This window comes from Gordonia sp. IITR100, from assembly GCF_002009645.1.
Classification (GTDB): domain Bacteria; phylum Actinomycetota; class Actinomycetes; order Mycobacteriales; family Mycobacteriaceae; genus Gordonia; species Gordonia hongkongensis.
Genome location: NZ_MVKV01000016.1, coordinates 22,164 through 49,016, shown reverse-complemented (window position 1 = coordinate 49,016; position 26,853 = coordinate 22,164). Strand labels below are relative to the sequence as shown.

General features: G+C 66.3%; 29 protein-coding genes. 12 read left to right on the top strand and 17 right to left on the bottom strand.

Annotation, left to right across the window (positions count from 1 at the left end):
- Positions 1-118: 118 nt before the first annotated feature.
- The 12 genes from B1818_RS18825 to B1818_RS18770 form a co-directional block, all read right to left on the bottom strand.
- Positions 119-814: a hypothetical protein gene (locus B1818_RS18825; protein WP_231742641.1), complete on the bottom strand. Its 696-nt coding sequence runs from the start codon at positions 812-814 to the stop codon at positions 119-121.
- Positions 814-1,719 carry a hypothetical protein gene (locus B1818_RS18820; RefSeq protein ID WP_058253544.1) on the bottom strand — a complete coding sequence of 302 codons (906 nt, stop codon included), beginning with the start codon at positions 1,717-1,719 and terminating at the stop codon, positions 814-816. Before B1818_RS18820 ends, B1818_RS18825 begins: the two co-directional genes overlap by 1 nt.
- Positions 1,683-3,116 (bottom strand): MCE family protein, encoded by a 1,434-nt coding sequence (locus B1818_RS18815; protein WP_078113627.1) that lies wholly within the window; start codon positions 3,114-3,116, stop codon positions 1,683-1,685. The genes B1818_RS18820 and B1818_RS18815 overlap by 37 nt, the downstream gene beginning before the upstream one ends.
- The gene (locus tag B1818_RS18810; RefSeq protein WP_058253546.1) at positions 3,116-4,399 is read right to left on the bottom strand and encodes an MCE family protein; all 1,284 of its coding nucleotides are present in this window, start codon (positions 4,397-4,399) and stop codon (positions 3,116-3,118) included. Before B1818_RS18810 ends, B1818_RS18815 begins: the two co-directional genes overlap by 1 nt.
- Positions 4,396-5,670 (bottom strand): MCE family protein, encoded by a 1,275-nt coding sequence (locus tag B1818_RS18805; RefSeq protein ID WP_078113626.1) that lies wholly within the window; start codon positions 5,668-5,670, stop codon positions 4,396-4,398. Before B1818_RS18805 ends, B1818_RS18810 begins: the two co-directional genes overlap by 4 nt.
- Before the next feature lies 1 nt (position 5,671).
- On the bottom strand, positions 5,672-6,892 hold the full coding sequence (locus B1818_RS18800; RefSeq protein WP_078113625.1) for an MCE family protein: 1,221 nt from the start codon (positions 6,890-6,892) through the stop codon (positions 5,672-5,674).
- A complete protein-coding gene (locus B1818_RS18795) occupies positions 6,889-7,947 on the bottom strand; it encodes an MCE family protein (protein WP_078113624.1) in 1,059 nt (352 codons plus the stop codon). The genes B1818_RS18800 and B1818_RS18795 overlap by 4 nt, the downstream gene beginning before the upstream one ends.
- Entirely contained in the window at positions 7,940-9,061 is a 1,122-nt protein-coding gene (locus B1818_RS18790) for an MCE family protein (protein WP_078113654.1), read from the bottom strand. Before B1818_RS18790 ends, B1818_RS18795 begins: the two co-directional genes overlap by 8 nt.
- Positions 9,062-9,118: 57 nt before the next feature.
- Positions 9,119-9,970: an ABC transporter permease gene (locus tag B1818_RS18785; RefSeq protein ID WP_004022039.1), complete on the bottom strand. Its 852-nt coding sequence runs from the start codon at positions 9,968-9,970 to the stop codon at positions 9,119-9,121.
- A 3-nt stretch (positions 9,971-9,973) separates the two neighbouring features.
- A complete protein-coding gene (locus B1818_RS18780) occupies positions 9,974-10,738 on the bottom strand; it encodes an ABC transporter permease (RefSeq protein WP_065629749.1) in 765 nt (254 codons plus the stop codon).
- Positions 10,739-10,801: 63 nt separating this feature from the next.
- Positions 10,802-11,692, bottom strand: a complete 891-nt coding sequence (locus tag B1818_RS18775; RefSeq protein WP_078113623.1) for a 3-oxoacyl-ACP reductase — start codon at positions 11,690-11,692, stop codon at positions 10,802-10,804.
- Between the two features lie 82 nt (positions 11,693-11,774).
- On the bottom strand, positions 11,775-11,969 hold the full coding sequence (locus B1818_RS18770) for a ferredoxin (protein ID WP_065629750.1): 195 nt from the start codon (positions 11,967-11,969) through the stop codon (positions 11,775-11,777).
- Positions 11,970-12,116: 147 nt separating this feature from the next.
- Between B1818_RS18770 and B1818_RS18765 the strand changes: the two genes are divergently transcribed.
- The 11 genes from B1818_RS18765 (at position 12,117) to B1818_RS18720 (ending at position 21,087) form a co-directional block, all read left to right on the top strand.
- On the top strand, positions 12,117-13,319 hold the full coding sequence (locus B1818_RS18765) for an acyl-CoA dehydrogenase family protein (protein WP_058253575.1): 1,203 nt from the start codon (positions 12,117-12,119) through the stop codon (positions 13,317-13,319).
- 24 nt (positions 13,320-13,343) lie between these two features.
- The gene (locus B1818_RS18760) at positions 13,344-14,468 is read left to right on the top strand and encodes an acyl-CoA dehydrogenase family protein (protein WP_078113622.1); all 1,125 of its coding nucleotides are present in this window, start codon (positions 13,344-13,346) and stop codon (positions 14,466-14,468) included.
- Positions 14,465-15,997, top strand: coding sequence for a long-chain-fatty-acid--CoA ligase (locus B1818_RS18755; RefSeq protein WP_078113621.1), 1,533 nt, complete (start codon positions 14,465-14,467; stop codon positions 15,995-15,997). The genes B1818_RS18760 and B1818_RS18755 overlap by 4 nt, the downstream gene beginning before the upstream one ends.
- 178 nt (positions 15,998-16,175) lie before the next feature.
- Entirely contained in the window at positions 16,176-16,586 is a 411-nt protein-coding gene (locus B1818_RS18750; RefSeq protein ID WP_078113620.1) for a hypothetical protein, read from the top strand.
- A gap of 1 nt (position 16,587) precedes the next feature.
- A complete protein-coding gene (locus B1818_RS18745; RefSeq protein ID WP_254859760.1) occupies positions 16,588-17,754 on the top strand; it encodes a hypothetical protein in 1,167 nt (388 codons plus the stop codon).
- Positions 17,755-18,015: 261 nt separating this feature from the next.
- Positions 18,016-18,288 carry a hypothetical protein gene (locus B1818_RS24005; protein ID WP_139114248.1) on the top strand — a complete coding sequence of 91 codons (273 nt, stop codon included), beginning with the start codon at positions 18,016-18,018 and terminating at the stop codon, positions 18,286-18,288.
- Positions 18,285-18,626 (top strand): hypothetical protein, encoded by a 342-nt coding sequence (locus tag B1818_RS18740; protein ID WP_068972596.1) that lies wholly within the window; start codon positions 18,285-18,287, stop codon positions 18,624-18,626. The genes B1818_RS24005 and B1818_RS18740 overlap by 4 nt, the downstream gene beginning before the upstream one ends.
- Positions 18,613-18,903, top strand: coding sequence for a hypothetical protein (locus tag B1818_RS18735; RefSeq protein WP_058253555.1), 291 nt, complete (start codon positions 18,613-18,615; stop codon positions 18,901-18,903). The genes B1818_RS18740 and B1818_RS18735 overlap by 14 nt, the downstream gene beginning before the upstream one ends.
- Positions 18,904-18,953: 50 nt before the next feature.
- Entirely contained in the window at positions 18,954-19,160 is a 207-nt protein-coding gene (locus B1818_RS18730; RefSeq protein WP_058253556.1) for a hypothetical protein, read from the top strand.
- Positions 19,161-19,301: 141 nt separating this feature from the next.
- The gene (locus B1818_RS18725; RefSeq protein WP_078113653.1) at positions 19,302-19,898 is read left to right on the top strand and encodes a hypothetical protein; all 597 of its coding nucleotides are present in this window, start codon (positions 19,302-19,304) and stop codon (positions 19,896-19,898) included.
- A 436-nt stretch (positions 19,899-20,334) separates the two neighbouring features.
- On the top strand, positions 20,335-21,087 hold the full coding sequence (locus B1818_RS18720) for a DUF1275 family protein (protein WP_065629755.1): 753 nt from the start codon (positions 20,335-20,337) through the stop codon (positions 21,085-21,087).
- Between the two features lie 50 nt (positions 21,088-21,137).
- Here the strand turns inward: B1818_RS18720 and B1818_RS18715 are convergent, their stop codons facing one another.
- Together B1818_RS18715 and B1818_RS18710 are read right to left on the bottom strand one after the other, a co-directional pair.
- Positions 21,138-22,277 carry a nitronate monooxygenase family protein gene (locus B1818_RS18715; RefSeq protein WP_078113619.1) on the bottom strand — a complete coding sequence of 380 codons (1,140 nt, stop codon included), beginning with the start codon at positions 22,275-22,277 and terminating at the stop codon, positions 21,138-21,140.
- Positions 22,278-22,299: 22 nt separating this feature from the next.
- Positions 22,300-23,925, bottom strand: coding sequence for an acyl-CoA synthetase (locus B1818_RS18710; protein WP_078113618.1), 1,626 nt, complete (start codon positions 23,923-23,925; stop codon positions 22,300-22,302).
- A 102-nt stretch (positions 23,926-24,027) separates the two neighbouring features.
- On the opposite strand from B1818_RS18710, the gene B1818_RS18705 reads away from it, so the two are divergent.
- Positions 24,028-24,849: a crotonase/enoyl-CoA hydratase family protein gene (locus B1818_RS18705; protein ID WP_078113617.1), complete on the top strand. Its 822-nt coding sequence runs from the start codon at positions 24,028-24,030 to the stop codon at positions 24,847-24,849.
- 47 nt (positions 24,850-24,896) lie between these two features.
- On the opposite strand, the gene B1818_RS24770 is transcribed toward B1818_RS18705, so the two are convergent.
- The 3 genes from B1818_RS24770 to B1818_RS18695 all read right to left on the bottom strand — a co-directional run bounded on the left by B1818_RS24770 (position 24,897) and on the right by B1818_RS18695 (position 26,803).
- Positions 24,897-25,196, bottom strand: a complete 300-nt coding sequence (locus B1818_RS24770; protein ID WP_265967103.1) for an ANTAR domain-containing protein — start codon at positions 25,194-25,196, stop codon at positions 24,897-24,899.
- Positions 25,197-25,207: 11 nt separating this feature from the next.
- Positions 25,208-25,633: a PAS domain-containing protein gene (locus B1818_RS24765; protein WP_368275832.1), complete on the bottom strand. Its 426-nt coding sequence runs from the start codon at positions 25,631-25,633 to the stop codon at positions 25,208-25,210.
- 132 nt (positions 25,634-25,765) lie between these two features.
- On the bottom strand, positions 25,766-26,803 hold the full coding sequence (locus tag B1818_RS18695) for an LLM class F420-dependent oxidoreductase (RefSeq protein WP_078113616.1): 1,038 nt from the start codon (positions 26,801-26,803) through the stop codon (positions 25,766-25,768).
- Positions 26,804-26,853 lie beyond the last annotated feature (50 nt).

Genomic DNA, 26,853 nt, shown 5'->3' with positions numbered 1-26,853 from the left:
AACTGCTAACGGATGGTCACCTCACATGTCCGATGAGAAATCACTATCAGACCACCTCCTTCCTTGTGTACCCGCGAACGTACGCCCGATTCGGGCGGGCCGCAACGGATTAAGGCGGTCAGGGAGTCGGCACCGGCGCCACGGACGGGCCGGGAGCCGGGGACGGCGCACCGGAGGGTGCCGAACTCGGGCCGGGCAGCGGCTTCGCGTCGGGCGGCAATGACTCGACGACCTCGATCTTCGATCGGAACGTGTCGTCGGTGATCACCTCGATCGAGTTGATCATCCAGCGGTCGCCCTCGCGTTTCATGTCGAAGGTCAGCCGCGACGGGTTGATGCTCACGAGTTCCTTGTTGCCGCGGGTCACCGACTGATTCATGAAGATCAGGACCTGCGAGGTGTCCGCGGTGTTGGTCACCACACCCGCGTCCTGGATCGTCACCTCGGACACCACCGACTGCTTGCGCACCTCGGCGGCGAGATTGTTGTCGGTGATCAGCTTCGTGTACTCCGGCTTCGCCGGCCCGGTGAGCACACTCATCGACTGGTCGATGTGCTCGGTGACGTTCTCGGCGTTGTACCCGAACATCGTCGTCGCATAGTCCCGGGCCGCCGCCAGCGACGATGCGCGGGCGTCCTCGACCCCGCGGCCCTGGGTGAAGCGAAAACCGAGAAATGCGGTCACGGCGATCGCGGCGACCAGCACCACGCCGAGTGCGATCAGACCCAGGCGCCCCTTGCGCAGGGCGAATCGAGATCCGGTCGACTTCGGCGCGGGCTCGGATCGGGGCGCGGACTCGGAGCGGGCCGACATCACGCCACCCACTCGAAGTCGGTCATCTTGAGGTCGCCGTTGATCCGCGTCATGTCCACCCGCCAGCGGAACACCTTCTCCTGTGACGGCACCTCGCCGTCGAGCGATCGCTGATGCCAGCCGAACACCATGATGACCGAGCCTTCGTCGGGTTCGGCCTTGGTCACCGCGGACGAGAGGATGAGCGAGCGGGTCTCGAGCTTGCCGTCCCGGACAAGGGCCGCCACCTGCTGGATGTTGTTCTCGACCTCTTGCTTGACCTTGCCGCTCGTGTCCTCCTGGACCGACGTCAGCGTCTGGTCGACGGTGTCGGGATTCATGCTGGTCAGGTTCACGAGAACCTGCGAAGCGAACGCGGAATACTCGGCCCGCAGGTCGTCGGTCCGGTCCTGACGCGCGATGCCGAGCGCGAACACCACCGATGCGATGGCGCACACGACGATGACCACGAGCGCCACCACGACGCCCACGATCGCCTTCGCCGACCGACGACGATCGGACCCGCGATAACGGACGCGACGCTTGCCTTTCCGCGTCACCGCCGCCGACGACGCCGCGGCCGTCCGGGCGCGTCGACGCTCCCGGTAACCGACGGTCTTCTCGACCTCGGACGGGTCGGGCGAGATCGACTGCTCCGCAGTGACTTTCTCCTCGTGCTCGGCGGTGGTCATCGGCTGCGCGGCGGCCACATCCGAGGACTCGGGTTCCACGGGCGCGGGGACCGGGGCGGCCGGCGTCGACGGCTTCTTCCCCGTCGGACGCCCACGCCGGATCGGCGCCGACCGCACCGGCCGCTTCACGTTGCGGCGATCACCTGCACGCTCCGAGCCGGACCGTTCCGGGGACGTCGTGCGAGGACCGTCCGGCGTCACGGGGTGACCGTCCCGCTGATCATCGTCTGCCATGTACTGCTCTGTTCCTGCTCACCACTGCCGGCCCCGGCGTTGTAGGTCTTCCCGTCGGGCCCGATGAAGTCACCCGAGTCCGGGTCGTAGGTCGTCGCATACACCGCGGGCTCCGCGTCGAAGTCCTTCGGTGTGCCGGGTGTCACGGTACCGGAGGACGCCGGCTGCCATTTCAGGCCGAACGGCAGCCCACTCTGGAACGGGTCGACCGAGCCCGGTTTCGGTACGTAGCCTGTGGCACACTCTGCGGGGGTGGGTGCGCGACGGCCCGGAAACTCCGCGCACGGATAGTTACGCGCACCGCGGACGGCGATGTTGGAGTTCTGCGGCACCCGGCACAGCATTCCCGGCGGGAGCTCCCGGGCGGTCTGCACCGACGGCCAACGCCAGTCCTCCTTGGGGAGGAAACCGATGTTGCACGGCGGCCGGTCCTGGAAACCGAGCGAGAAGTTCACGTTCGGACCGAACCGGTTGGTGCCGGTGTTCACGGCCGTGATCAACGAACTGACCAGTCGCGGATAGAGAACGAGCACCTGCTTCCAGTTCGGCAGGTACACCACCTGGGTCTTGGCGATCGTACCGAGGTTCGACACGAGCAACGGGTACGACGCACCGAGGGATTCGAAGAGTTCCTGACTCTTCGACGCGGTCGACGGCCCCTTGCGCAGGATGTCGCCGATCTCGGGCCGGTTCGCCCGCAACTGATCGGTGAACGCGGTGACGTTTCTTGTCCAGGAACGGATGTCGTCGGCCGTACGTGACTGGGTTGCCAGCAGTGGTGCGCCCTGTTCGACGAGTTGGATTGTCGTGTCGGTGTTCTTGTTCGCCTCGTCGACGAACAGCACCATCGAGTCCAGCAGGCGCTGCAACGCCTCCCCGGTGCCGTTGAACGCGATGAACGCCTCGTCCATCAGCGACCGCAAACGGGTGTCACCGATCTCGGCCAGCAGGCGGTCGGCCTGGTCGAGCATCGCCGAGATCTCCACCGGGACCTCGTCGGTCGACACCGTCGCGCCGTCCTGCAGGTATTCGCCGGACTCGCCCGCCTCGGGATCCGGCGTGAACTCGACGAACTGCTCACCGATCGCGGAGACGCTGCGCACCGACGCGGTCGACGAAGCCGGGATCTCCGCGCTGTTCTCGATCGTCAGCACCGCTTCGACGCCGGTGTCGGTCAGCTGCACGGAGTCGACCTTGCCGACGTACACGCCGCGGTAGCTGACGTTCGCGTTCTGGTACAGCCCACCGCTGGTGGGCAGCAGCAGCTGCACCTGGTAACTGCCGACCCCGAACATCGACGGGATGCGGATGTAGAACAGCGCCATCACCACCATCGCGACCACGGTCACGATGGCGAAGATCATCAGCTGCATCCGGACGAATCTCGTGATCTTCATCAGCGGCCACCTCCCGCGGCCGGGACTGCCGCCGGCGTGGTCGGCGAGACCCGCGGGACCATGTTCGCCGGAATCGGTTCGGCCGAGTCGGGCACGCGTTCGCCGCCCGGTTGCAGGGGCGCGATGAACGGGTTCAGTCCGCGCGCGGCGGCGCCTGCGGGCCGTCCGAAGACGCCCTCGGGGCCGGTGACGCCGAGGCTGGCGAACATGCTCTTGCTCAGTCGTTCGACGGTGAGGTCGAGCACCAGATCGGAGTTCACGTAGTCACCCTTGACGATCTGTCGGATCGTCGGCTCGTAGAACGGGAAGGTCAGCAGGATGTTCAGCGATTGAGTCATCGCGGGACCCGCGGCCTGGAGCTGATCGAGGGCCGGTTCGATCCCCTCCACGATCGTCACGATGTCCTCGGAGTTGGCGTCGAGGATGTCGTTGGCGGTCTTCGACAGCGTCGCGACCGAACCGAGAGTGTCGAGGAACTGCTGACGCTGGTCGACGAGCAACTGCAGGATCTGCGGGGCGTCGGCGAGCGCCCGCTCGATGGTGCCCTTCTGCTCGTTCATGGTGCGCGACAACCGGTCGAGTCCCTCGGTCGCGCGGATGATGTTGCCCTTCTGCGCATCCAGATCGGCGACGAGGGTGTTCAACCGCGGGATGAGCTCCTTGATCTGCTCCTCGCGTCCGCCGAAGACGTCGCTCATCTCGTGCACGATGTCGCCGATCTGCGACAACCCACCGCCGTTGAGGACCACCGACAGCGAACTCAGCACCTGCTCGGTACTGGGGTAGGTACACGCCGACACCTGTTGTGCCGCATTAATGTCGGGCACCGCGGGCACCGACGGGTCGGTCACGATGTTGGACTGCTCGGGACACTTGGTCAGGGGGATCTGGTCGCCGGGTTCGAGCCGGCCGCCCTCGGGCTCGGCCGGTTGCACGATCTCGAGGTGCGTCGAACCCAGCACACTGGTCAGCCCGACCATGACATGCGAACCGCGCGGGACGATCACCCCGTCGTTGAGCCGCATCGTGACGAGCGCGTTCCAGTCCTGGACCTCGATGTCGCCGATGCTGCCGACCGTCGCGTCGTCGATGAGCACCGGCGCGTTGTTGACCAGTCCGGCCGCCGACGGGATGACCGCGGTGATCTCGTAGGATTCACCGCCGGTACCTTCGGCTCCAGGGACCGGGAGCGAGTTGGGGCCGTCGAAGGAACATCCGGCGAGGACGAGCGCGAGGCTCGCCGCGCCCACGATGAGCGAACCACGGGGTCGTACCGACCTCATCGCTCACCCCCGAACGGCACCAGCAGATCCTCGAGCGGGCTGCCCCGGTTGTCACGACGGGTCTCGTTGTCGAGCCGGGTGACCCCGGCATTCGCACGAGCCCGGACGCTCGCGTTCTGGTACTCGAGCTGGCTCGGCGTGGCGTTGCGACCCTGCACCGGATTGGTCAGGAACGGTGGGTAGTTCATCGAGATCGACGACAGGACCGGAGCCAGGATCTCCACACACTTGTCGACATCCGCCATCGTCGATCCCGGCCGCTTGGTGGATTCCATGGTTCCGCACAACAGAGTGATGAGATTTGTTCCCATCCCCAAACCGAAGACACCCGACAGGGATCCCGAAAGCGGGTTGTAGATGTTGTAGAAGTTCGCGAGCTGGTTGGGCGCCGAATGCAACACGCCACGCACCTGTTCGTCCTTGTCCGCCACGATCTTCGTACTCGCGGCCAGACGCTCCACCGATGACGACAGCGCCGTCTGATTGGTGTCGATGAAGGTCTGCACATCGGTCATCGCCGCGTCGAGACCTTTGAGCGCCTCATCGAGCTCGGTCGTGTTGTCCGCGAGCACGGAACTGACCGAGGCGATCCGGCCGTTGAACTGCACGAGTTGCTCGTGGCTTCCCGACAATGCATCGGTGAGTTTCTGAAGACTCTGGATGGTGGCGAACAGGTCGCCGCTGCCGGCTGCGAGGGTGCCGATCACGTCGGACACCTCCCGGATCGACGCGTTGATCGCCTCGCCGTTGCCCTCGAGATTCTCGTCGAAGACGTTCACCGCCTTGGCCGCCGAGCCCGGATCGGCCCCTTGCGGACCGATGGCCTCGGTGAGTCGGGTGAGCTGGGCCTTGATGTCGTCCCACTCCATCGGCGCCGCGGTGCGGTCCATCGGGATGTCGGCGCCGTCGGACATCTCCGGCCCACCGGAGTAGACCGGCGTCAGCTGTACGAACCGACCGGAGACCAGGCTCTGCGCGACGATGACGGCCTTCGCGTCCTGCGGGATGTCGACGCTCTTGTCCACGCGCAGTTCGACTTTCACGTCGTTCTCGCGCGGGGTGATCGCGGAGACGCTACCCACGTTCACACCGAGCACCCGGACCGGGTCCCCCTTGTACAGACTGGCGACCCCGGCGAAGTAGGCGGTGAACGTATTCGTCGTCGACTTGGTGAACACCTTCCAGCCCACGAGGACCAGGGCGACCGCGAGAATCACGGCGAGTACCCCGAAGAGCACCTTGCGTCCGATGGACATACTTCCGACGGTCATGTCACCTCCCCCTCGTGGTCGGCGCGGGCGTGGGATAGGTCGGGCTGGGCAGTGGTCCGCGCGGCGTATCGCTACCCGCTGGAGGTCCCAGGCTCCAGCCCTGTGGAAGCAGCGGGTTGCCCGTGTACATCAGCGACTGCCACAGCTGCGGGTACCGACCGCGCAGGGCGTTGAGGAACACCGCGGTGTAGTCGCCGAAGGTGTTCACGCCGACGAGGGAATCGAAGTTCGGGCCCGACGCCACTGCTTCGCCGAGGGTGTTCGCGAACGGTCCGAGACGGTCGATCGTCTCCTTCAGCTCTTTCTCGTTGTCGGTGAGGATCGTCGCGACGCGGTCGAACTTCTGCAGCACGGGCGTCAGCTGCGCGTTGTTCTCGGCGATGAAGCCCCGCAGCTGAGCGGTGACGTCACCGATCCCCTTGATCAGCTGGTTGAGCGCGTAGCGCCGCATCTCGATCTCCCCGACGAGCGCGTTGGCGTCGATGAGCAACCGGTTGATCTGTTCGTTGCGGTCGCCGACGATCTTGCTCACCTGGTTGGCCTTGGCGAGCAGCGCCCGCAGTTCCTTGTCGCGGTCGGCGACCGCTTTCGACAGCCGGGCCACCCCGTCGACCGCGCCCTGGACCTGATCGGGGGTCTCGGAGAAGGTGATGGTCAGGGTGTTCAGTGCCTCGTTGAGTTGGTCGGTGTCGGTCTCGGCCACGGTGTCGGTCGCACCTTCGAGCGCATCCTGCAGCGAGTACGGCGAGATCGTGTTGCCGACCGGGATCGAGCCACCGGGCTTGATCCGGTCGCCACCGTGCGGGATGACGGTGAGGTTGCGCCGGCCCAGCACGGTCTCGGTCCGGATCGCGGCCTGGGAGTCCGCACCCATCTCGACGGTGTCGTCCATCCGGAATCCGACCTTGACCTTGGTCCCGTCGTCGGTGCCGGCCAGTTCGATCGACTCGACGGTGCCCACCTGGACGCCGGAGACGGACACGATGTCGCCCGTGGTCAGCCCGCCCGCGTCGTCGAAGTAGGCGCTGTAGGTGCTGATCGGCGAGATGTAGGGCAACTTGTCCATCTGCATGGCGGTGATGACCACCAGGCCGATGACCACGATGCCGATGACGCCGACCTGGGCACGGCTGCGTTGCCCGCGCTTCTCCTCACGGGCGACGTCGGCCTCGTCGGACTCGGATCTGCGGCTCGAGAACATGCCGCCGAAGGGAAGACTCATGAGCCGTCACACCTTCCGCCGGCCGTCGTGGAGTTGCCCATCACGTTGTTCGATGTGTACAGGATGGTCTGGCCACCGGGCGCCGGGAGCATCAACCGGATGCGGCAGAAGTAGATCTGCAGCCAGGCACCGTAGGAACCCAGGTTCGACAGCGTCTTGTAGTCCTCGGGGAGTCGGGAGATCAGGTTGCGGATGAAGGGTTCCGCGGCGAGCAACTCCTCCGAGACCCGGCCGGTGTTGGTCACCATCGACTGCAGGGTGGGCCGTGTGGTCCCCAGGAGGTCCGCGAGGCCGTTGGTCACCCGCGAGGTCTGCGTCAGTGCGTTGCCGACGGTGCTCTTCTGTTCCGCCAGTCCGGTGACCAACTGCTGCAGCAGGTCGACGCTGGTGTCGAGGCCTTCGCGATCGCCGTCGAGCGTGGCGAGGGTCGTGTTGAGGTTGTCGATGACGTCACCGATCAACTGGTCGCGGTCGGCGAGGGAGTCGGTGAACGACGCGGTGTTGCCCAGCAGGGTGTTCAACGCCCCGCCCTGGCCCTGGAACACGGCGATCAGCGAACTGGTGAGCGCGTTGGCGTCGTCGGCGTCCAGAGTTCGGAACAGCGGCTTGAAGCCGCCGACGAGCTTGTCGAGATCGAGTGCGGGCTCGGTCTGTCCGACCGGGATCTGCGCGCCGTCGGCGAGGAAGGTCGACGTGTTGCCGGTCCCCTGCTGCAGCTCGAGATACCGGTCGCCGGTGAGGTTCTCGTACCGGATGAGTGCGCGGACCGATTCGGGGAGCGGGTACTGCTGGTCGACGCTGAAGGTGATCACGGCCTCGTTGGCGCGGTTCAGTTCGACGCCGCCGACGGATCCGACCTCGACGCCGGCGATCTTGACCTTGCTGCCGGACTTCATCGCCGACGCGCTGGTGAAGACGGCGCTGTACTCGTTCGACGAGCCGGAACGATAGCGGCTGAAGACGACGACCAGCGCGACGAACACCAGGACCATCACCACGGTGAAGGCGCCCAGCTTGATCAGGGTCGCGCGGAACGCGCGAGCGCGGTTATCCACGGGGCGGTTCTCCGAACAATATCTGGAACAGCTTCTGCGAGTTCGCCTTCGCCTTGGTTCTGGGCTGGTAGGGCTGCGGCGCGTTGTCGCCGACGTAGAACGGGGCGGGCACCGTCGTGGCGGGATCGCTGAGCCCACCGTCGCACGTCGGGGGGCCTTCGACGCCGACCCGGGGGAGGTCGTACGGGTAGGCGTAGGGGTCCCTACCGGGCAGCAGACCGGCGTCGAGCATCAGCATACCGTTGCGGCCGCCCATGAACGGCGCGGCGACCTCGGAGGCGATGGCGCCCGCGGTGAGGAAGCACTTGATGCCCGGCGAGTTGTAACCGAGCAGCGCCGCAATGGGATTCAGATCCGACAGCGCACCGATGAGGGTCTTCTTCGTCGGTGCGATGACGCCGTCGATGGTGTTGGCCATCCCGGTGGCGTTGATCAGCAGCGCGTCGAGGTTGGAGGTGTTGTCCACCAACGTGTTCCCGACGGTGGTGAAGTTGTCGACGGTGCGCATCAGGTCGGGCATCGAGTCGGCGTAGACGTTGGTGACCGTCGCGCCCTTGCGGAACAGCCGGTTCAGCGCCGGCAGATGCGGATTGGTCTTGCCGAGCAGCGCCGTCAGCTGTTCGAGCGCGACACCGATCTCCTCGCCCTGCCCCTGCAGTGCGGTGTTGATCGCACCGAGCGTCGCGTTGAGCTTCTCCGGCTGCAGCTGGGCGAGCACCGAGACGAGTTGCTGGTACACGGTGTTCAGCTCGACGACCACCCGGTCGGCGGGGATCTCCGCACCCGCGGTCAGCGTGCCCTCCGGCTCGCCCGGCACCACGAAGTTCACCGCCTTCGCACCGAAGATGGTGTTCGACTTGATGTCGGCGGCCACGTTGGCGGGAATCTTCGCCATGTCGGCGTCGGCGATGTCGAGGGTCAGGATCGCATCGCCGCCGCGCTCGGTGATCTCGGCGACGCGGCCCACCTCGACACCGCGCAGTTTGACCTTGGCGTCGGGGTTCATCACCAGTCCCGCGCGGGGGGCCACGAGGGTCACCTGCTGGGTGCCCTTGAAGGCACCGAGGAACGACGCGCTCGCCCCGATGATCAGGGCCAGCAGCACCGCGACCATGACCACCGCCGCCGTCCGGCGGGTGGCCCGTGAACGTTCTTGTCTCCTGCTCATCTGTCAGCCCGCCAGGTTGAACTTGCCGTCGGCGCCATAGATGGCGAGGGAGGTCAGCAGTGTGATCACGACCACAACAACGAGGGACGCGCGGACCGCGTTCCCGACGGCGACGCCGACGCCGACCGGCCCGCCCGAGGCGTTGTAGCCGTAGTAGGTGTGGATGAGCATGACGGCCACCGCCATGCAGATCGCCTGCACGAACGACCACAAGATGTCCGACGGGATGAGGAACGTGTCGAAGTAGTGGTCGTACACACCGGGTGACTGCCCGTACAGGAAGACCGTCGCCGATCGGCTGGCGAGGAACGACGCGAGCGACGCCAGCGCGTACAGCGGGATGATGGCGATCAGGCCGGCGATGATGCGCGTGGACACCAGATACGGGATGGACGAGATCGCCATCGTCTCGAGCGCGTCGATCTCCTCCGACACCCGCATCGCACCGAGTTGCGCGGTCGCGCCCGCACCGATGGTCGCGGCGAGCGCGATCCCGGAGATCACCGGCACGGCTATGCGCACGTTGATGAACGCCGAGAAGAAGCCGGTGAGCGCCTCGACGCCGATGTTGGCCAGCGAGCTGTACCCCTGGACCGCGATCGTCCCGCCGGTGAACAGGGTCAGGAACCCGACGACCACGACGGTGCCACCGATCATCGCCAATGCGCCGGTGCCCATGGAGATCTCGGCGATGAGCCGCAGGGTCTCCTTCTTGTAGTGCTTGATCGCGCGCGGGATCGACACGACGCTGTCCCAGTAGAACAGCGCCTGATCGCCGATCTGATCCCAATCCTCGCCGGCGCGCTTGACCGCGACCCGCGCGGTCCGGAACCGGGTGGTGAACGGAAGTACCATCACTCAGCCCGCCGTTGCCTTGAGACCGACCGCGGTGACCACGACGTTGACGACGAACAGCGCCATGAACGAGTACACGACGGTCTCGTTGACGGCATCGCCGACGCCCTTCGCGCCACCCTTGACGTTGAGGCCCTGATAACAGCCCACCATTCCGGCGAAGAGGCCGAACAGTGCTGCCTTGACCATCGAGATCATCAACTCGCCGAATCCGGTGAGGAGGGTCAGGTTGGCCACGAACGCACCGGGATTCACGTCCTGGAGATAGACGGAGAAGATGAACCCGCCGCCGATGCCGATCGTGCAGACGAGGCTGTTCAGCAGCAGCGCCACCCCGGTGGAGGCCACGATCCGCGGCACCACCAGACGATGGATCGGGTTGATGCCGAGCACCTTCATCGCGTCGATCTCTTCGCGGATGGTCCGGGCGCCGAGGTCGGCGCAGATCGCGGTGGCGCCGGCACCGGCGACGATCAGCACGGTGACGATCGGGCCGATCTGGGTGACGGTGCCGAGAGCGGCGCCAGCGCCGGACAGGTCCTGCGCGCCGATCTCGCGCAACAGGATGTTCAGGGTGAAGCTGACGAGAACCGTGAACGGGATGGCGACCAGGAGGGTGGGCACCATCGACACGCGGGCGATCGCCCAGGACTGTTCGACGGTCTCCCGCCACTGGAACGGACGGTGGAACAGCTCGCGCGCCGACTCGACGCCGAGCGCCACGAAATCACCGATTCCACTGAGGGGTGTGGCCAGTTTGCTCAGCATCGCCCAACCCCCTTCACCCTCGCACCATCGCGAAACCTATCACGCACAATCGAGCAGAATTGGTCAGTTGACCAGAGCGCTTGCCGAGAATGTGCGTCCCGGATCGCGGTCGGCGAAGTGTCCCGTCAGGGTCTTCGCGAGGTCCTCGGCGGACCACGCATCACCCTCGGCGACGAAGACCTCGTCGACGGTCGGCGCGGCCATCAGGGTGACCTTGGGACCGTAGACGACGAACACCTGGCCGGTGACGGCGTCGGAGTCGGGGCCGGCGAGGTAGGTGACCAGCCGCACGACATGCTCGGGATCGAGAGGGTCCACTCCGTCGGTGGGTGCGTCGCCGAAGACGGCGGCGGTCATCGCGGTCCGCGCCCGCGGGCAGATCGCGTTGGCGCGCACGCCGTATCGCTTGAGGGCACGCGAGGCCGACAGCGTGAGTGCGGTGATACCCGCCTTCGCGGCGCCGTAGTTGGCCTGCCCTTCGGGACCCAGCAGCCCGGCCTCCGAGGCGGTGTTGATGATCCGGCCGTACACCGGGCCGCCCGCCTCCTTGGAGGCCGCGCGCCAGTGGGCCGCCGCATTGCGGGTGAGCAGGAAGTGTCCGCGCAGGTGTACGCGGATCACCAGGTCCCACTCGTCGTCGGTCATGTTGAACAGCATCTTGTCGCGCACCACGCCGGCGTTGTTCAGGACGATGTCGAGCGAGCCGAGCTGGTCGGTCGCCGTCGTCATGATGGCGGCGGCAGTGGCCGAGTCGCCGATGTCGCCGGGCACCGCGACCGCGCGGCCGCCGGCGGCGGTGATCGTGTCGATCACGTCGCTCTGATCGAGCGCCGCGGGGAGGTCGTTCACGACGACCGTGGCCCCCTCGGCGGCCAATCCGATGGCTTCCGCGCGACCGAGACCAGCACCTGCACCGGTGACGACCGCGACGCGACCGTCCAACGTGTAACCCACCCGATTTCCTCCTGAGCTAAAATTAGAACCTGTTCTAGCATGATTCACGGATGGATGGAACAGATCGGCGTTTTCGCTCGGGTCAGTCCTCGACGACGGTCAGCGCCGACTTCGGACAGTTGGCGGCGACCTGACGCAGTTCCTCGACACGGTCCGCGGGGATGTCTTCTTGGAGAATCACCAGGTAGTCGTTGTCATCCAGATCGAAGAAGTCCGGAGCCATCCCCACGCAGATGGCGTTGGACTCGCAGAGGTCGAAATCTGCCTTGATACGCATCGGAACCGTCTCCTCGTCGATGGGTCACCTGTTGACTGGGCTGTGAGAACAGGTTAGAACGTGTTTCAGAAGTGCACGAGCACTTCGTCTGTCAACTTGACCATAAGTGGGGACCGGACGCTAGCCGATCCACCCCTTGGAGTGTCGATGCGCATCGCCTATACCGACCAACAAGCCGAGCTCCGAAGGGAACTCCGCGACTACTTCTCCGGCCTCATGACCGAGGAACGTCGTGCCGCTCTGTCCGGCGGCGACGGTGAACTCGGCGAGGGCGACGCGTACCGTGACGTCGTCGCGCAGATGGGCGCCGACGGCTGGCTCGCCCTGGGCTGGCCCACCGAGTTCGGTGGCCAGAACAGGTCGATGATGGACCAGCTGATCTTCACGGACGAGGCGGCGATCGCGGGTGCTCCCGTCCCGTTCCTCACCATCAACTCGGTGGCGCCGACGATCATGAACTACGGGTCGGACGAGCAGAAGGCGTACTTCCTGCCCCGGATCGCGGCGGGCAAACTGCACTTCTCCATCGGGTACTCCGAGCCGGGCGCCGGCACCGACCTCGCCGCACTGCGGACCACCGCGGTCCGCGACGGCGACGACTACGTCATCAACGGCCAGAAGATGTGGACCAGTCTGGTCGCCTACGCCGACTACATCTGGTTGGCCTGTCGCACCGATCCGTCGACGCTGGAACCGGGCGGCAAGAAGCACAAGGGCATCTCGATGCTCATCGTGCCCACCACCGCCGAGGGCTTCAGTTACACGCCGGTGCACACCATGTCGGGGGTGGACACCAGCGCGACGTACTACCAGGACGTCCGGGTCCCCACGTCGTCGATCGTCGGCGAGGAGGGCGGCGGGTGGCCGCTGGTCACCAACCAGCTCAACCATGAGCGGGTCGCGCTCTGCAGCGCGGCGCCGATCCAGACCGCCCTGCGCGAGACGATCGCGTGGGCTCAGCAGACCAAGACCGGCGACGGGCATCGGGTGATCGACGCCCCATGGGTGCAGCAGAACCTGGCCCGCGTCCACGCCAAGGTCGAGTTCCTCAAGCTGATCAATTGGAAGATCGCCTCGGTCGCGAGTTCCGGCGGATCGCCGAGCCCGGCCGACGCCTCCGCGACGAAGGTCTACGGCACGGAGTTCGCCACCGAGGCCTACCGACTTCTCATGGAGGTCGTCGGACCGGCCGCGACGCTGCGAACCGGGAGCACCGGCGCGCACCTGAACGGTCGCCTGGAGCGGTTCCAGCGCACGTCGCTGATCCTCACGTTCGGCGGCGGCACCAACGAGATCCAGCGCGACATCATCGCGATGCTCGCCCTCGGCCTGCCGCACCAGCGTCGCTGATCCCCACCGAAAAGGGTTCCCATAATGGATTTCTCACTTCCCGAATCCGGCGCCGACGTCCGCGGGCTGGCCCGCGACATCGCGACGTCGATCAGCACCCCCGACCGGGTCGCCGAACTGGAGACGGCTCGTGCCGCGCTCGACGCGGACCTGTGGCGCGAACTCGGCGGCGCCGGACTCCTGGGCCTCGAGTTGTCCTCCGAGACGGCCGGGGATGCCGGCGGCGACCTCGGGATCGTCGAGAATGCGCTCGTGGCAACCGAACTCGGCCGCGTGCTGGCCCGCGTACCGTTCGGTCCGCACGCGATCGCCGCCCTTCCGGTGATCGCCACGCACGGCTCGTCGGCACTCCGGGAGCGGATCCTCGGGTCCGGGGCCACCGGCGACTCGGTGCTCACGGTCGCGGTCGAGGAGGACCTGGCCACCGACTTCACCTCGCCCGCAACCACCTTCTCGTCCGACGGTGACCTGACCGGCGTGAAGGTCGGTGTCCCCTACGCCGAGGCCGCGGACATGTTCGTGGTCACCGCGTCCGGACCCGACGGTGTCGTCGCGGTGCTCGTGGCCGCCGATGCCCCGGGCGTCGTCGTCACCCCGACCCCCGCCACCGGGCTGATCCCGTCGGCGCAGGTCGAATTCGACGGCACGCCGGTGTCCGACGACGCCGTTCTCGACGGCGGCGCCGACACGGCCGCGACACTCATCGCGCGTGCGACCCTGGCCTGCTGCGCCGAACAGACCGGCGTCGTCGAACGCGGCCTCGAGCTCACCGCCGAGTACGCCCGCGATCGCGAGCAATTCGGCCGCGCCATCGGGTCGTTCCAGGCGGTCGCCCAACGTCTCGCCGACGGGTACATCGATGCCCAGGGGCTGGCACTCACGACGACGCAGGCGGCCTGGTTGCTCGACCATTCGACCGGCCACACCCCGGAACTGCAGAACGCGGTCGCCACCGCCAAGTTCTGGGCCGCCGAGGCCGGGCACCGGGTGGCGCACACTGCCGTACATGTGCACGGTGGTGTCGGCCTCGACACCAGTCACCCGGTCCATCGTTACTTCCTGCGCGCCAAGCACAACGAGTTCGCATTCGGCTCCGCGACCGCCTCGGTGCGGGCCATCGGAGCCGAACTGGCCGCCACGCCGGCGTGAACCGACCGGTCGCGGCGACGCAAGCCTCGACGGTCGCCGATCTGCTCGCTCCGCTGATCGAGATCGACGACCGCGGGGTCTGGTTCGAAGACGGATTTCGCTCCTGGACCGATCATCTCGCCGATGCGGCGTTGCTGGCCGGGGTGTTGCGCGGCCGGTTGTCGGATGACCGCCCGCGTCACGTGGGCGTGCTGCTGCCGAATACGCCGGTGTTCAGCGCGCTCTTCGCCGCGGCGGCACGTCACGGATTCGTGCTGGTCGGCCTGAACACCACCCGCCGCGGCGACGCACTCGCCGCCGACATCGCCCGTGCCGAATGCCAGATCGTGCTGTGCGGCGACGACACCCGGCATCTGCTGGACGGCCTCGACCTGAGCGGAACCCGCGTCGTCGATGTCGATTCGCCCGAATGGGCGGCCGCGGTGATCGCGGGTGAGCCGGCACCCCTTGCCGATGCGTCGCCGGACGACCTGTTGATGCTGATCTTCACGTCGGGGACGACCGGCGACCCGAAGGCCGTGCGGTGTACGCACCGGACCTTCGCGACCAGCGGTCCGATGCTGGCCGATCGCTTCGATATCGGGCCGAACGATGTCGCGTATCTCTCGATGCCGATGTTCCATTCGAACGCGATGATCGCCGGGTGGTGCGTCGCGGTGGCGGGCGGGGCGTCGATCGCGTTGCGGCGCAGCTTCTCCGCGCGTGGGTTCGTCGACGACGTCCACCGGTACGGCGTGACGTATGCCAACTACGTCGGCAAACCGATGCACTACATCCTCGCGACCGATCCGCGCCCCGACGACGCGGCGAGTCCACTGCGGATCATGTACGGCAACGAGGCATCTGCCCGCGATCGGCTCCGGTTCTCCGAACGCTTCGGCTGCCGCGTCGTCGACGGATTCGGATCCACCGAGGGCGGCGTGGCCATCACGCGCACCCCTGACACACCCGATGATGCCCTGGGCCCACTGCGCGAACCGACCGCGGTCGTCGACGTCGACACCGCCGAGCCCGTTCCGGCCGGCGTGGTCGGTGAGATCGTGAACCTCTCAGGGCCCGGCCTTTTCGCCGGCTACCACAACGATCCCGACGCCACCGCGGACCGCATGCGCGGCGGGATCTACCACACCGGCGACCTCGCCTGGGTCGACGACGCCGGTTACCTGCACTTCGCCGGACGTCTCGGCGACTGGTTGCGCGTCGACGGCGAGAACATCGGCACCGGCCCCATCGAGCGAATCCTGCTGCGTCACCCGGCGATACGGCAGGTCGCGGTGCACGGCGTGCCGGTCGAGATCGGTGACGAGATCGAGGCGGTCCTCGTCGCCGACGTGCTCACGGCCGACGACTTGAGCCAGTTCCTCTCCGCGCAAGAAGATCTCGGCCCGAAACAGTGGCCGCACCGGGTGCGGCTCGTCGACGAACTCCCCGAGACCGCGACCTTCAAGACCGTCAAACGCCTCCTGGCTTCCGATGCCACCCCACCGACGTGGGTTCGGGACGGTCGGGTCTACCGCGCCGCGACGTAGGCTCCCTCCCACGATCCGTATGACGTTGTGCCCGGTTTCCGGGCACAACGTCATACGGATCTGCTGCCCCCTGTGGACGGCGTTCCGCGTTCGCGATCGTCACGCACTACGTTGACAGCGCACAGTTCTGGTATGCGCTGATCGTGCTAGCTTCTACGCACACTCTCGGGGGGAGACGATGGCAGATCTGACCGTAGATCCGGCAGCGCTGGTCACAGCCGCTATGGAGATCCAACAGTGCGCTTCGAACATCGGGGGGTTGCACCTCAGTGCAGGACTGGGGACCACCTACGCGACCCAGACGTTCGGCGGCCTCGCCGGCTCCTTCCGAGGCGCGACCGACGACATGAGCGATATCGCGAGCTCCGGTGATTCGCAGATCAAGACGTCGATGTCGAATGCTTCGAAGGCAATCTCTGCTTTTGCTGAGTTGGTGATCAACGCCCGCGACACCACCGTCGACACTGATCAATCCGGAGCAAACCGCATTTCGAGCACGATCGCCTTCCCTTCGAGGACCGGCCCACTGACGGACCACCCAGTTCCGCTTGAAATTCTCCTGGGCGTCACGGAGAGGGGACCGCGGTAGCATGCCGCCGAGCTACAACGAGGTCACGGCATGGACGCCTGATCAACTCCGGTTCATCGCCAATGGACTCTTCGCTATGAAGGCTCGTCTCGACGCCGAGGCACCCAAGGCTGGAAACCCAGTCCTCAACCTGACGGGTGCGGAGTGGACGGGTAAGGCCAGAGGACCAGCCGATGACCGAGCGGAGGCCATCACACGCTGGCTCCGCGGCGTCGCGGACGAATACGGCGATCTCGCCGATGCGATGAACCGCGGCGCGTTTTCCATCGAAGGAGCAGTCACCGCCCTCGAGAACGGGACAACGTCATCAGAGTCCCAGGGTTATGTGCTGAATAGGGGAAGCCGCGAGTACGAGGTGACCTTCGAGAAAGCGAAGGCTCCGCCGGGCGCCGAGTACGACGCGAACGTCGCCTTTCAACATCAAACCGCCTTGCGCAATCTCGGTATCGCCGCGGACCAGGCGGTGAGCGACACGAGCGCAGCCGTCAACTCCGCTTTGGCTGCGCTTGGCGGCATCACCCCGGTTTCGATCGCCACATCCAGCGGGTCGATGACGCGCGCGGCGAATCAAGTGGACGCGTTCCGGGAAGTCTACGGACGAGTCCCGGTTGGTGAGAATGACTGGCGGATGGCCGCCGCGTTGGACCCGCATAGTTACAATCCGAAGAACAAAGGGGCCCCACCGGTTGTCAGCGTGATCAAGATCAATCCTGTACCCGGGCAGGGCGTCGTTGCCACGGGGCTGTTCATTCCCTCCGAGCGCGTAGTGTCAGGGCTAAACTTCTCCGAGTTCGAACTCAAGAGGAATCTCGGCGACGCCCGCGGGTTCGATCCGAACTTCGCTCCAGAAGACGCTCGCGTCTCATACTTCATCGATTACGAGAACGGCGTGATCGTGGCACGGCAAACCCTTCGGTCGATGAGAATGGCAACGTCAAGACCGGAACACCTTTCGTCCATGCGAGCCAACTGCACGACGGTACCGTGGCAATCAAATATGACGCGTCCGATCCCCTGGCGCCACCTCATACAGAGGACATCGGTTGGAGTGTACGGGGCCAGACCATTGTCACGCCGGGCGCCGACGGTGCCAGCGTATCGGGTGAAAGAACGGACTTTCCCTCGATGGAGACGTACCAGTACATGCCTGACGGTCGTACTCGAATAATGTTCCAGGACGACGCTGGCGATCATACGGAATACGGGCCACTGCGCGACCTCCCCTCTCAGCATCATTATGGGCAATACACCTCAGATCTATCTCGATTCCCCAAGGACGCCGGGTCTGTCGTCTACGGCCCACCGCCCCACCCCATCGACGAGATGACCGAGTTCGGCGGTGCGGACGACCCTCCTAGGGTCAATCAGGCCAAATGACCATTCAAACGAGTTATTGACAGATACCGCAAAAAAAATGAGGACGGCGTCCATGACCAACGAATCAAGCAGCAACGCACCACCCGGCGACCAGGCTGGTCAACGCGTCTTCGCTGCCCAAACGGCAACCGTCGTTGCCATCCTATGTTCGAGTTTCGGCATTCCGTTCCTATTCGCCGATAACCGAGTAGTAATAGCCTTGGTGCTGGCCACGACGACGTTGCTGATCGGATGCGCCCTTGCCCTACCTCGTCGCACCCGCTCGTGGGGAGGCGTGGTCGTTGCGGCCGCGGTGCCCGTCTACCTCATAACTGGTGTGATGTGACAAATCGCGACGACCGCCAATCGGCCAACCGATTCTTCGGACCGATCACGCCCTACATCTGCGTTGCCGCGATCACCCTCGCTTTGATTGCGGTGAATTACCTGTGGGTGATCGGAATATTGCTCAATATCGTGTTCGTATTCGTCGGCATTGCGCTCATGGCGAATCGGGGGGTGGCTCGTCAAGTCGGTACCGGGATTACTGTCGCGTACCTCACCTTCGTTGCCGCACTTGGCATCCTGATACTCTTCGACTACGTCAAGACTGGCGACGGCCCGTCCACGACATCGTCTTTGTCGGCTCCGCCCAACCCAGAAACGTCACATGGAAGTGACTGACGAAGTCGCCTCTGTGGGCGGAGAATCTTTCAAGCCAACCCAATTGAGCTACGCGGCACAGACACTCGTGTCGTTGCTTCTGCCAGTCGCGATCTTTCTCGCTGCGCTCAACTCCGACACGTCACGCGTTCTCCCCGTCCTCGTAACGATCTCGCTAGCCACCGCGTGTGTCGTCGCCATCGTCAAACGTCCCGCTGCGCGCAGCTGGGTTATCACGATCACGACGGCCACCGTGACCATGAGTGTGGCCGTCATTCCCTACGGGGGTTGGCTGTGAACCCGTGCGATGAGCCACCCGACAACCGATTCTTCGGACCCGCGACTCCGATGACAGTGATCTTTACGCTGGTAGCGGCACCGTGCACGTTTCTGTTCGTGTGGGTCGCCAACGTCTTCCTGTTTCTGTTTCTCTTTGTCCTCGGCGCGGCAATGCTCGTCACCGGCACATCCCGCCAGATCGGCACCGGCCTAGTGGCCGGCAGCCTGACTTACGTACTGGTTCTCGCGGGTTTGCTCGTGTACGCCAGCGCCTGAGGAAGCGACACCGCCGCCTCACAAACCCCCTCGGTTCGACACCTGCGCCCGCCGGGACGATGAGGATTCTGTCCATTGGTGGTGGATGCGCTCCGAATGGGTGAGACTGGCACCGGTACGCCCGACGAGAGGCTGGACACCATGACCGGTAGGTACCTGCTCCGCACCCTGGGCATCGCACTCGGATGTGTAACCGCCGCACTCCTCTCCCCCACGATCGCGAACGCCGTACCGAACGACGTGACGATCACACCCTCGGTGTCGGGCAACTCGGTCACCGTGACCGTCACGAACCGGTCCACGGCGGTGATCGGGTGCAAGATGTTCGGACTCCCGGCCGGGTCTGTGGCCGACAGCGACTCGCGACCACCCTTCGGATACGTCAACCCGGTCGACCCGCGCGCACTGATCGCGCCGGGCGGCACGCGCACCGTGGCGCTCGAGGTGTTCACCGACGAGGGCCCGAGTGGGTCCACCGTCCTGCCCGACGGCGCCTACGACCTGTACTGGGGATGCACGACGGTACCGGGGTTCGACGGCATCGAACAGTGGGGCACGCTTGGCCCGACCGGAAAGCCGTCGACCGCACGAACCACGCGGCTGACACTTCCCGCCGAAGTCGGCACCCTGATCGCACCGACCCCCATGCCGCAGGGGCCGTGCTCCGACGCCAGCTGCCTCCCGCCAGACGTCGCCGACATCGTCGACGACCTGTGGGCCGAGTACACCTCGCCCTAGCCTGAGCCAAGCGGCGAGGCCGTTGCCGTCGGGGACACTCGCCCGGTCACCCAGTGGCTTCGACTCGGCTCCTCGCTCCGCTCGGTGCCGGCTCAACCAGCGGGGGGGTGGCCGACCGCGCGGGCACCAGCCAGCCGGCTCAACCAGCGCGGGGTGGCCGCTGCCGCGGGATCAAGACGACTGGCGGCCTCGACGCAACGGTCGTGCCGACGCGTTGGTTCCGAAGACAGGACGATTGGTGACCGATTGCCCGGCTGGTCCCGCATGTGGTCGGACTCACGTGGCGCCGACGGCCGACTTCCGGTGCTCTGGGAGATAGGGAACCGCTCAATTCGGGCTTCCCCGACGGGACAGACCGCCGATGCCGCCGGGACGCACTCCCCCGTTCGAAAGCCGATCACGACCACAGCCCTATCGACAGGACTGGAGCCGACCGATGACCGTAGCCGAACGCACCGCACCCGAATCCGACTCCCGCAGACAGTCAACCCGAACGGAGCTGCTGGGCCCCTTCCACGACGGGCGAGAAATGATTCTCGCCGCCGTCCTCGCCGCGTTGGCCGGGGCCACCGGCGCGGCGGCGTGGCTGTACTCCTCCGGGTGGTACGTGACCTTCATGACGGGCAACAGCGAGCGACTGGTGCTCGAACACGTCAAGGGGGCCCACCAGCTCGGCTTCACCGCTCTGCTGACCGTGGTGGTGTTCGTTCTCGGCGTGTTCGTGGCCACCCTGGCCAGGATGTACGTCTGGCGCAAAGCCCGGCACGGGGCGACGATGCTGACCGCGGGCTCGACGATCGCCGCGTGGCTCATCGACATCAACCTCGAAAACGGCAACCGAGAATTCGGCGCCGGCCCGGTGCTCTGCCTGGCCTTCGGTCTCGGCGCACTCAACACCTCGATCAGCCGCAAGGGCGAGGTCGTCATGCCTCTGTCCTACGTGACCGGCACCCTGGTGAAAATTGGCCAGGGCGCCGGGTTGCACGTGTCCGGCGCCAAGCGATGGGGATGGGTCGCTCACCTGAGCACCTACGCGGGATTCCTCGCCGGTGCAGGATTCGGCGGCCTGCTGTTCAACGCCTTCGACGAACGGAACTCGCTACTGACCCTGGCCGTGGTCGCGGTGGTCGCCGCGGCGATCACCTGGCGTCTGGATCATCCCAAGTTCTTGCGTGCCGACGTCCGCTGACATGAGTGGCCGCGTCGTCGGCCGGTCGCGTCGACTGCTGGGCAGGCCGGTCAGCCGCCCAGCGTCTTGTTCATCCGGCCGACGGCCTCCTCGTACTCGCTGACGAGGTCGGCGATGAGGTCGGCGACGGGCGTGATCGCGTTGCAGCGTCCGACGATCTGACCGGCCGGCATCGCGACGACATCGGGATTGTCGGCCTGTGAGATCCGTGCGTGCGCCTCGGCGACGAGCAGGTTCTGCAGCGGCATCGGCAACGGTTCGGGCGCGGACTCGGCGTCCCAGGCATCGGTCCAGGCCGTCTTCAGCAGTCGCGCAGGCTTTCCCGAGTAGATGCGGCGGCGCACGGTGTCCCGCGACGTCGCCTTCAGCAGTGCCTGCTGGACAGTCGACGGCTTGTCGGAACCCTCCGGCACGCCGAGCTTGTACTCCGCCGCCGTCAGCCAGTACGTGCCCATCCACACGCCCTGCGCACCGAGCGCGATCGCCGCGGCGATCTGGCGGCCACTGCCCACGCCACCGGCCGCGAGGACCGGCGCGGTGTCACCGACCGCGTCGACGAGATCCGGCCACAGGATCATCGAGGTGACCTCACCGGTGTGCCCGCCGCCCTCGTAGCCCTGGGCGATGACGATGTCGACGCCCGCCTCGACGTGATGCAGCGCATGCTCTTTCGCGCCCGCGAGCGCGGCGACCAGGACGCCGTTGTCGTGCGCGGTCTGGATGACGTCGGCCGGCGGCGAGCCGAGTGCGTTGGCGATCAGCTTGATCTGTCCGTACTTACGACGATGCTCCATCGCGACGTCGACATGCGAGCGCGCGACCGAGTGCAACCAGCCGAGCACCCCGGCGTCGACCCGGTCTCCACCCGGGAGCGGGGGCACACCCAGATCGTCGAGCGTGCGTTCGACGAACGCGCGGTGCTCCGGCGGGATCATCGAGTCGAGGTCCATCTTCGAGCCCTCGGTCGGGATCTTGGCGGGCATCACCACGTCGACGCCGAACGGTTTGCCGTCGGTGTTCTCGTGCATCCACTCCAGGACTTCGTCGAGCTCCTCGGCCTCGTTGAAGCGGACACAACCCAGCACACCGAGGCCACCGGCCCGGCTGATCGCCGCCGCCACGTCCTGGCTGGGGGTGAATCCGAAGATCGGATACTCGATGCCGAACTTCTCGGCCAGTTCAGTACGCATGTTTCAGCTCGCTTCCGGCGCTCTACTGCGCCTCGTCGGCGGGACGTTCGGTGGTGACCGACGCTCCCCATCGATAGTCGGGTTTGCCTGCGGGAGAACGCTTGATCTCGTCCACGAACCACACGCTGCGCGGACACTTGTAGCCCGCCAACTCTTTTCGGACAACGTCGTTGAGACTCGTGAGCGACGGACGCGCACCGTCCCGAGTGGCGATGACCGCTGCGACGCGCTGACCCCACCGGTCGTCGGCCACACCCACCACGACGGTGTCGAACACGTCCGGATGGGCCTTGAGCGCCCCCTCCACCTCCTCGGGGAAGACCTTCTCGCCGCCGGTGTTGATCGACACCGACCCACGGCCGAGCATGGTGATCGTGCCGTCGGCCTCGAGGACGGCGTTGTCGCCGGGCAGCGAGTAGCGCACGCCGTCGAAGACCTTGAACGTCTTCGCCGACTTCTCCGGGTCGTTGTGGTAGCGCAGCGGTACGTGGCCTGATCGCGCCAGCACACCGACCTCGCCGCTGCCCGGCTCGACCGGCGTACCGTCCTCCCGCAGGACGTGGGTCTCCTTGTCCGCCTTCACCCGCGGACCGCCGGTGTGCGGCGTGTCCTTCGCGACGACGCCCATCCCGCCGAAGCCGGTCTCCGACGATCCGATCGCGTCGATGATGACCGAATTCGGGAACCGGTCGAGGAACTGTTCCTTGACGCTCGGTGAGAACAGACAGGCCGACGACGCGATCGACAGCACGCTCGACAGGTCACGGTCCCCGCCGCTCTCCAACGCCTCGATCATGGGGCGCCCCATCGCATCTCCGGTGATGAACACGACGTTGACCTTGTGCCGTTCGACGATGTCCCACGCCGACGATCCGCTGAACTCGGGGTACACCACCGCTTTTCCGCCGGCGAAGAGGGACTGGAAGATCGCCCACTGCGAGCCGCCGTGGATGAACGGCGGAATCGGGTACCGGACGAGCTGCCCGCCCTCGGCACCGGTCTTGGCGAGATGCCACTCGTCGGGCACGGGTTCGCTGGTGTACCAGTCGATTCCACCACCGAGGACGCGCCACACGTCTTCCTGCCGCCACACCACGCCCTTCGGCTTCCCGGTGGTGCCGCCGGTGTAGAGCATGTACAGGTCGTCGTCGCTGCGTTCCTCGAAGTCGCGTTCGGTCGACGACGCCGCGATCGCCTCCTCGAAACGGATCGCATCGCTGTGGCCCGCGCAGCACAGGTCCTCGTCCGACCCGTCCTCGATGACGACGCGGTACTCGAGATCGGGCGCTTTCGGCAACGTGTTGCACACGCGACCGGCGAAGCTCCGCTCGTGGATCAGCACCTTCATCCCGGAGTCGGTGAAGATGTGTTCCAACTCGGCCTCGACGTAGCGGTAGTTGACGTTGACCATCACCGCGCGCGCCTTGAAGATGGCGACCATCGCCTCGACCGACTCGATGGTGTTCCTGCTGTACAGACCCACTCGGTCGCCCGGCTGTACGCCCAGTTCCCGGAGTTTGTGGGCGAGGGCGTTGGCACGCGCCTCCAGGTCGGCGTAGGAGCGCGAGCGGTCGCCCGACTCGAGCGCGACGCGCTCGGGAACCAGGTCGACGGCATGCTCGATGAGGTCGGCGATCGTGTAGGCCATGGGTTCAAAATTAGAACGTGTTATCGTTCTGGGCAAGCGGCAAAACGCGCCCGCCGCCATCACCTGATCACCACCCGAGCACAGCGACACCGGAGTGCAGCGATGACCACAGCAACCCCCGCCGAGTCCGTCACCGAAAAGGCACCCGAGTGCCTCGTCGAGAAGCGCGGGCACATCCTGATCGTGACGATGAACCGACCGGAGGCGCGCAATGCGCTGTCGACGGAGATGATGCGGATCATGACCGAGGCGTGGGACCAGGTCGATGCCGATCCCGACATCCGGGTGGCCATCCTCACCGGCGCCGGCGGGTACTTCTGCGCGGGCGCCGACCTGAAGAGCATGAACAAGAACGCTCCCGGCGACACCGTCGACTCCGGTGCGTGGAATCCGGCCTCGTTGCCGGCCCTGCTGAAGGGACGCCGTCTCACCAAGCCGCTCATCGCCGCGGTGGAGGGACCCGCCATCGCCGGCGGTACCGAGATCTTGCAGGGCACCGACATCCGGGTCGCCGGCGAGAGCGCGAAGTTCGGTGTCTCCGAGGCCCGTTGGGGCCTGTACCCGATGGGTGGCAGCGCGGTTCGACTCGTCCGGCAGATCCCGTACACCGTGGCGTGCGACATCCTGCTGACCGGCCGCCACGTCACCGCGCGCGAGGCGCTCGAATACGGACTGATCGGCCATGTCGTCGACGACGGGACCGCTCTCGACAAGGCACTCGAACTCGCCGGCAAGATCGCGGCCAACGGTCCGCTCGCGGTACAGGGCATCCTCAAGACCATCCGCGACACCGAGGGCCTACACGAACTCGACGCCTTCGAGATCGATGCGAAGATCGGCATCTCGGTCTTCAAGTCGAAGGATGCGAAGGTCGGACCCCGCGCGTTCGCCGAGAAGCGCACGCCGGAGTTCACCGGGGAGTAGCGGCACCCGACAGTTCAGCCGCGCAGCGACTTCCGCGACGCCCCCGGTCAGCGGACGGCGTCCGACGTATCCTCCGACGACCTGCGTGGACGCAGCACGATCTCGTCGAGACGCCGACGATGATGCTCTTCGATGGTCATGCCCGCCTGGATCTCGTCGACGAGGGCTGCGGCGACGGCGCGGATCTTCACGTTCTCCTGCTGTGAGCGCCACCGGAGCACATCGAACGCCCGGTCGGCGTTGACTCCGTAGACCAGCATGAGCATGCCCTTCGCCTGCTCGATCACGCCGCTGCTGTCGCGGAAGGCTCGTACCTGGTCGTCGACCCGCCGTTGCACCACGGCCATCTCGGCGTCGGTCAGGTCGAGGTAGAAGCCCTCGGTGCCGATGGCCCGCCCCGTGGCGTCGGTGATGGAATGCGCGATGACCGCGACCGGGGTCGGACCCGCCCGGACGTGTCGACGATGCGGTGCCGACTCGAGAACGGCGCGTGATTGGTGAGCATCTCGGCCAGCACGGCGTCGAAGTGGGCTCGATCGTCGGGGTGCTTGTGGCGGCGCATGAGTGCGGTGGTCGGTTCGACCTCCCCCGGCGCATAACCGTGCAGGGCTGCGACCTCATCGGACCACTCCCACTTCTCGCCCTCGTAGAAGAAGCGGAAGTCGCCGATACGTTGCATGCCCGCCGGCATCCGGTCGGGCACTTTGTTCTCTCGCCCCGTCGGCAGGCCGCCCCGTTCGTGGTCGGCGTCCCCGCAACGAGGACCGTGATGACTTGGCTGCACGCGAGAAATTCTATGGTTCGATGTCGGGTCACGGCCGGAGTTCGCCGGTTACGGCTGTCGCCGGAGACGGTCGCACGCGGCGGATGACCGATACCGTGTCCCCTCCGGCACACACCGACACCGGGTGCGTCGTCACACCAACGTCGCGAGTTCCCGGATCGTCTCGGTGTCGCGGGCGGTGACCATGAGCATGGTGACGCCGGCCGCCTCCCACTCCTTGATCTGAGAGCGCACCTCGTCCGCGGTGCCGACGAGCATCGTCTCGCGGACCATCTCGTCGGGCACCGCGGCCATCGCCTCGGCCTTCTTGCCGCTGAGGAACAGGCTCACGATCTCGTCGACGGCGTCGGCGTAACCCATCCGCTTGTACAGCTCGGCATGGAAGTTCTTCTCCTTGGCGCCCATTCCGCCGACGTAGAGCGCCGTCGACGGCCGGTAGCGATCGATGGCCGCGGACACATCGTCGGTGATGACGACCTGGACCGTGGCGGCCACCTCGAAGTCGTCCCGGGAACGCCGTGCCCCCGGCCGGGCGAACCCCTCGTCGAGCCACGAGTTGTACTGGTCGGCGAGGCCGAGGCTGAAGAAGATGGCGAGCCAACCGTCGGCGATCTCGGCGGTCTGCGCGACGTTCTTCGGCCCTTCCGCGCCGAGCCAGATCGGCACGTCGGCGCGCAGCGGATGCGTGATCGGCTTGAGCGGTTTGCCGAGCCCGGTCGCCCCGGGCGCGGCGGCCGGGTACGGCAGCGGATAGTGCGGACCCGAGTTGGTCACCTTGTCCTCCCGGGCGAGCACGTCCCGGACGACACGGACGTACTCGCGCGTGCGCGCCAACGGTTTTGCGAACGGTTCGCCGTACCAGCCCTCCACCACCTGCGGGCCCGACACCCCGAGCCCGACGATGTGCCGGCCGCCGGAGAGATGGTCGAGGGTCAGCGCGTGCATGGCGAGGGAGGTCGGCGGCCGCGCCGACAGCTGGGCCACCGCCGTGCCCAGACGGATGCGCGAGGTCGCCGCGCCCCACCAGGCGAGCGGCGTGTACGCGTCGGAGCCCCACGACTCGGCGGTGAAGACCGCGTCGAACCCGCATTCCTCCGCGGTGGCGATCAACTCCGGCGCTTCTCGAATCGGATCGGCACCCCAGTACCCCAGTTGCAGACCGAGCTTCACAACCACTCCCCTTCTCGCCGGGCCGCGCTTCCCACGGCCTGACATGCATC

Coding starts and splice junctions, on each gene's coding strand:
- B1818_RS18725 (WP_078113653.1), top strand. CDS start 19,302: ATGACCGGTAGGTACCTGCTCCGCACCCTGGGCATCGCACTCGGATGT.
- B1818_RS18730 (WP_058253556.1), top strand. CDS start 18,954: ATGACAGTGATCTTTACGCTGGTAGCGGCACCGTGCACGTTTCTGTTC.
- B1818_RS18780 (WP_065629749.1), bottom strand. CDS start 10,738: ATGCTGAGCAAACTGGCCACACCCCTCAGTGGAATCGGTGATTTCGTG.
- B1818_RS18705 (WP_078113617.1), top strand. CDS start 24,028: ATGACCACAGCAACCCCCGCCGAGTCCGTCACCGAAAAGGCACCCGAG.
- B1818_RS18715 (WP_078113619.1), bottom strand. CDS start 22,277: ATGCGTACTGAACTGGCCGAGAAGTTCGGCATCGAGTATCCGATCTTC.
- B1818_RS18820 (WP_058253544.1), bottom strand. CDS start 1,719: ATGGCAGACGATGATCAGCGGGACGGTCACCCCGTGACGCCGGACGGT.
- B1818_RS18750 (WP_078113620.1), top strand. CDS start 16,176: ATGGCAGATCTGACCGTAGATCCGGCAGCGCTGGTCACAGCCGCTATG.
- B1818_RS18810 (WP_058253546.1), bottom strand. CDS start 4,399: ATGAGGTCGGTACGACCCCGTGGTTCGCTCATCGTGGGCGCGGCGAGC.
- B1818_RS18735 (WP_058253555.1), top strand. CDS start 18,613: ATGGAAGTGACTGACGAAGTCGCCTCTGTGGGCGGAGAATCTTTCAAG.
- B1818_RS18815 (WP_078113627.1), bottom strand. CDS start 3,116: ATGAAGATCACGAGATTCGTCCGGATGCAGCTGATGATCTTCGCCATC.
- B1818_RS18790 (WP_078113654.1), bottom strand. CDS start 9,061: ATGGTCGCGGTGCTGCTGGCCCTGATCATCGGGGCGAGCGCGTCGTTC.
- B1818_RS24005 (WP_139114248.1), top strand. CDS start 18,016: ATGACCAACGAATCAAGCAGCAACGCACCACCCGGCGACCAGGCTGGT.
- B1818_RS18800 (WP_078113625.1), bottom strand. CDS start 6,892: ATGAGTCTTCCCTTCGGCGGCATGTTCTCGAGCCGCAGATCCGAGTCC.
- B1818_RS18785 (WP_004022039.1), bottom strand. CDS start 9,970: ATGGTACTTCCGTTCACCACCCGGTTCCGGACCGCGCGGGTCGCGGTC.
- B1818_RS18760 (WP_078113622.1), top strand. CDS start 13,344: ATGGATTTCTCACTTCCCGAATCCGGCGCCGACGTCCGCGGGCTGGCC.
- B1818_RS24770 (WP_265967103.1), bottom strand. CDS start 25,196: ATGGCCGTGGTGCAACGGCGGGTCGACGACCAGGTACGAGCCTTCCGC.
- B1818_RS18720 (WP_065629755.1), top strand. CDS start 20,335: ATGACCGTAGCCGAACGCACCGCACCCGAATCCGACTCCCGCAGACAG.
- B1818_RS18770 (WP_065629750.1), bottom strand. CDS start 11,969: ATGCGTATCAAGGCAGATTTCGACCTCTGCGAGTCCAACGCCATCTGC.
- B1818_RS18825 (WP_231742641.1), bottom strand. CDS start 814: ATGTCGGCCCGCTCCGAGTCCGCGCCCCGATCCGAGCCCGCGCCGAAG.
- B1818_RS18765 (WP_058253575.1), top strand. CDS start 12,117: ATGCGCATCGCCTATACCGACCAACAAGCCGAGCTCCGAAGGGAACTC.
- B1818_RS18745 (WP_254859760.1), top strand. CDS start 16,588: ATGCCGCCGAGCTACAACGAGGTCACGGCATGGACGCCTGATCAACTC.
- B1818_RS18710 (WP_078113618.1), bottom strand. CDS start 23,925: ATGGCCTACACGATCGCCGACCTCATCGAGCATGCCGTCGACCTGGTT.
- B1818_RS18805 (WP_078113626.1), bottom strand. CDS start 5,670: ATGACCGTCGGAAGTATGTCCATCGGACGCAAGGTGCTCTTCGGGGTA.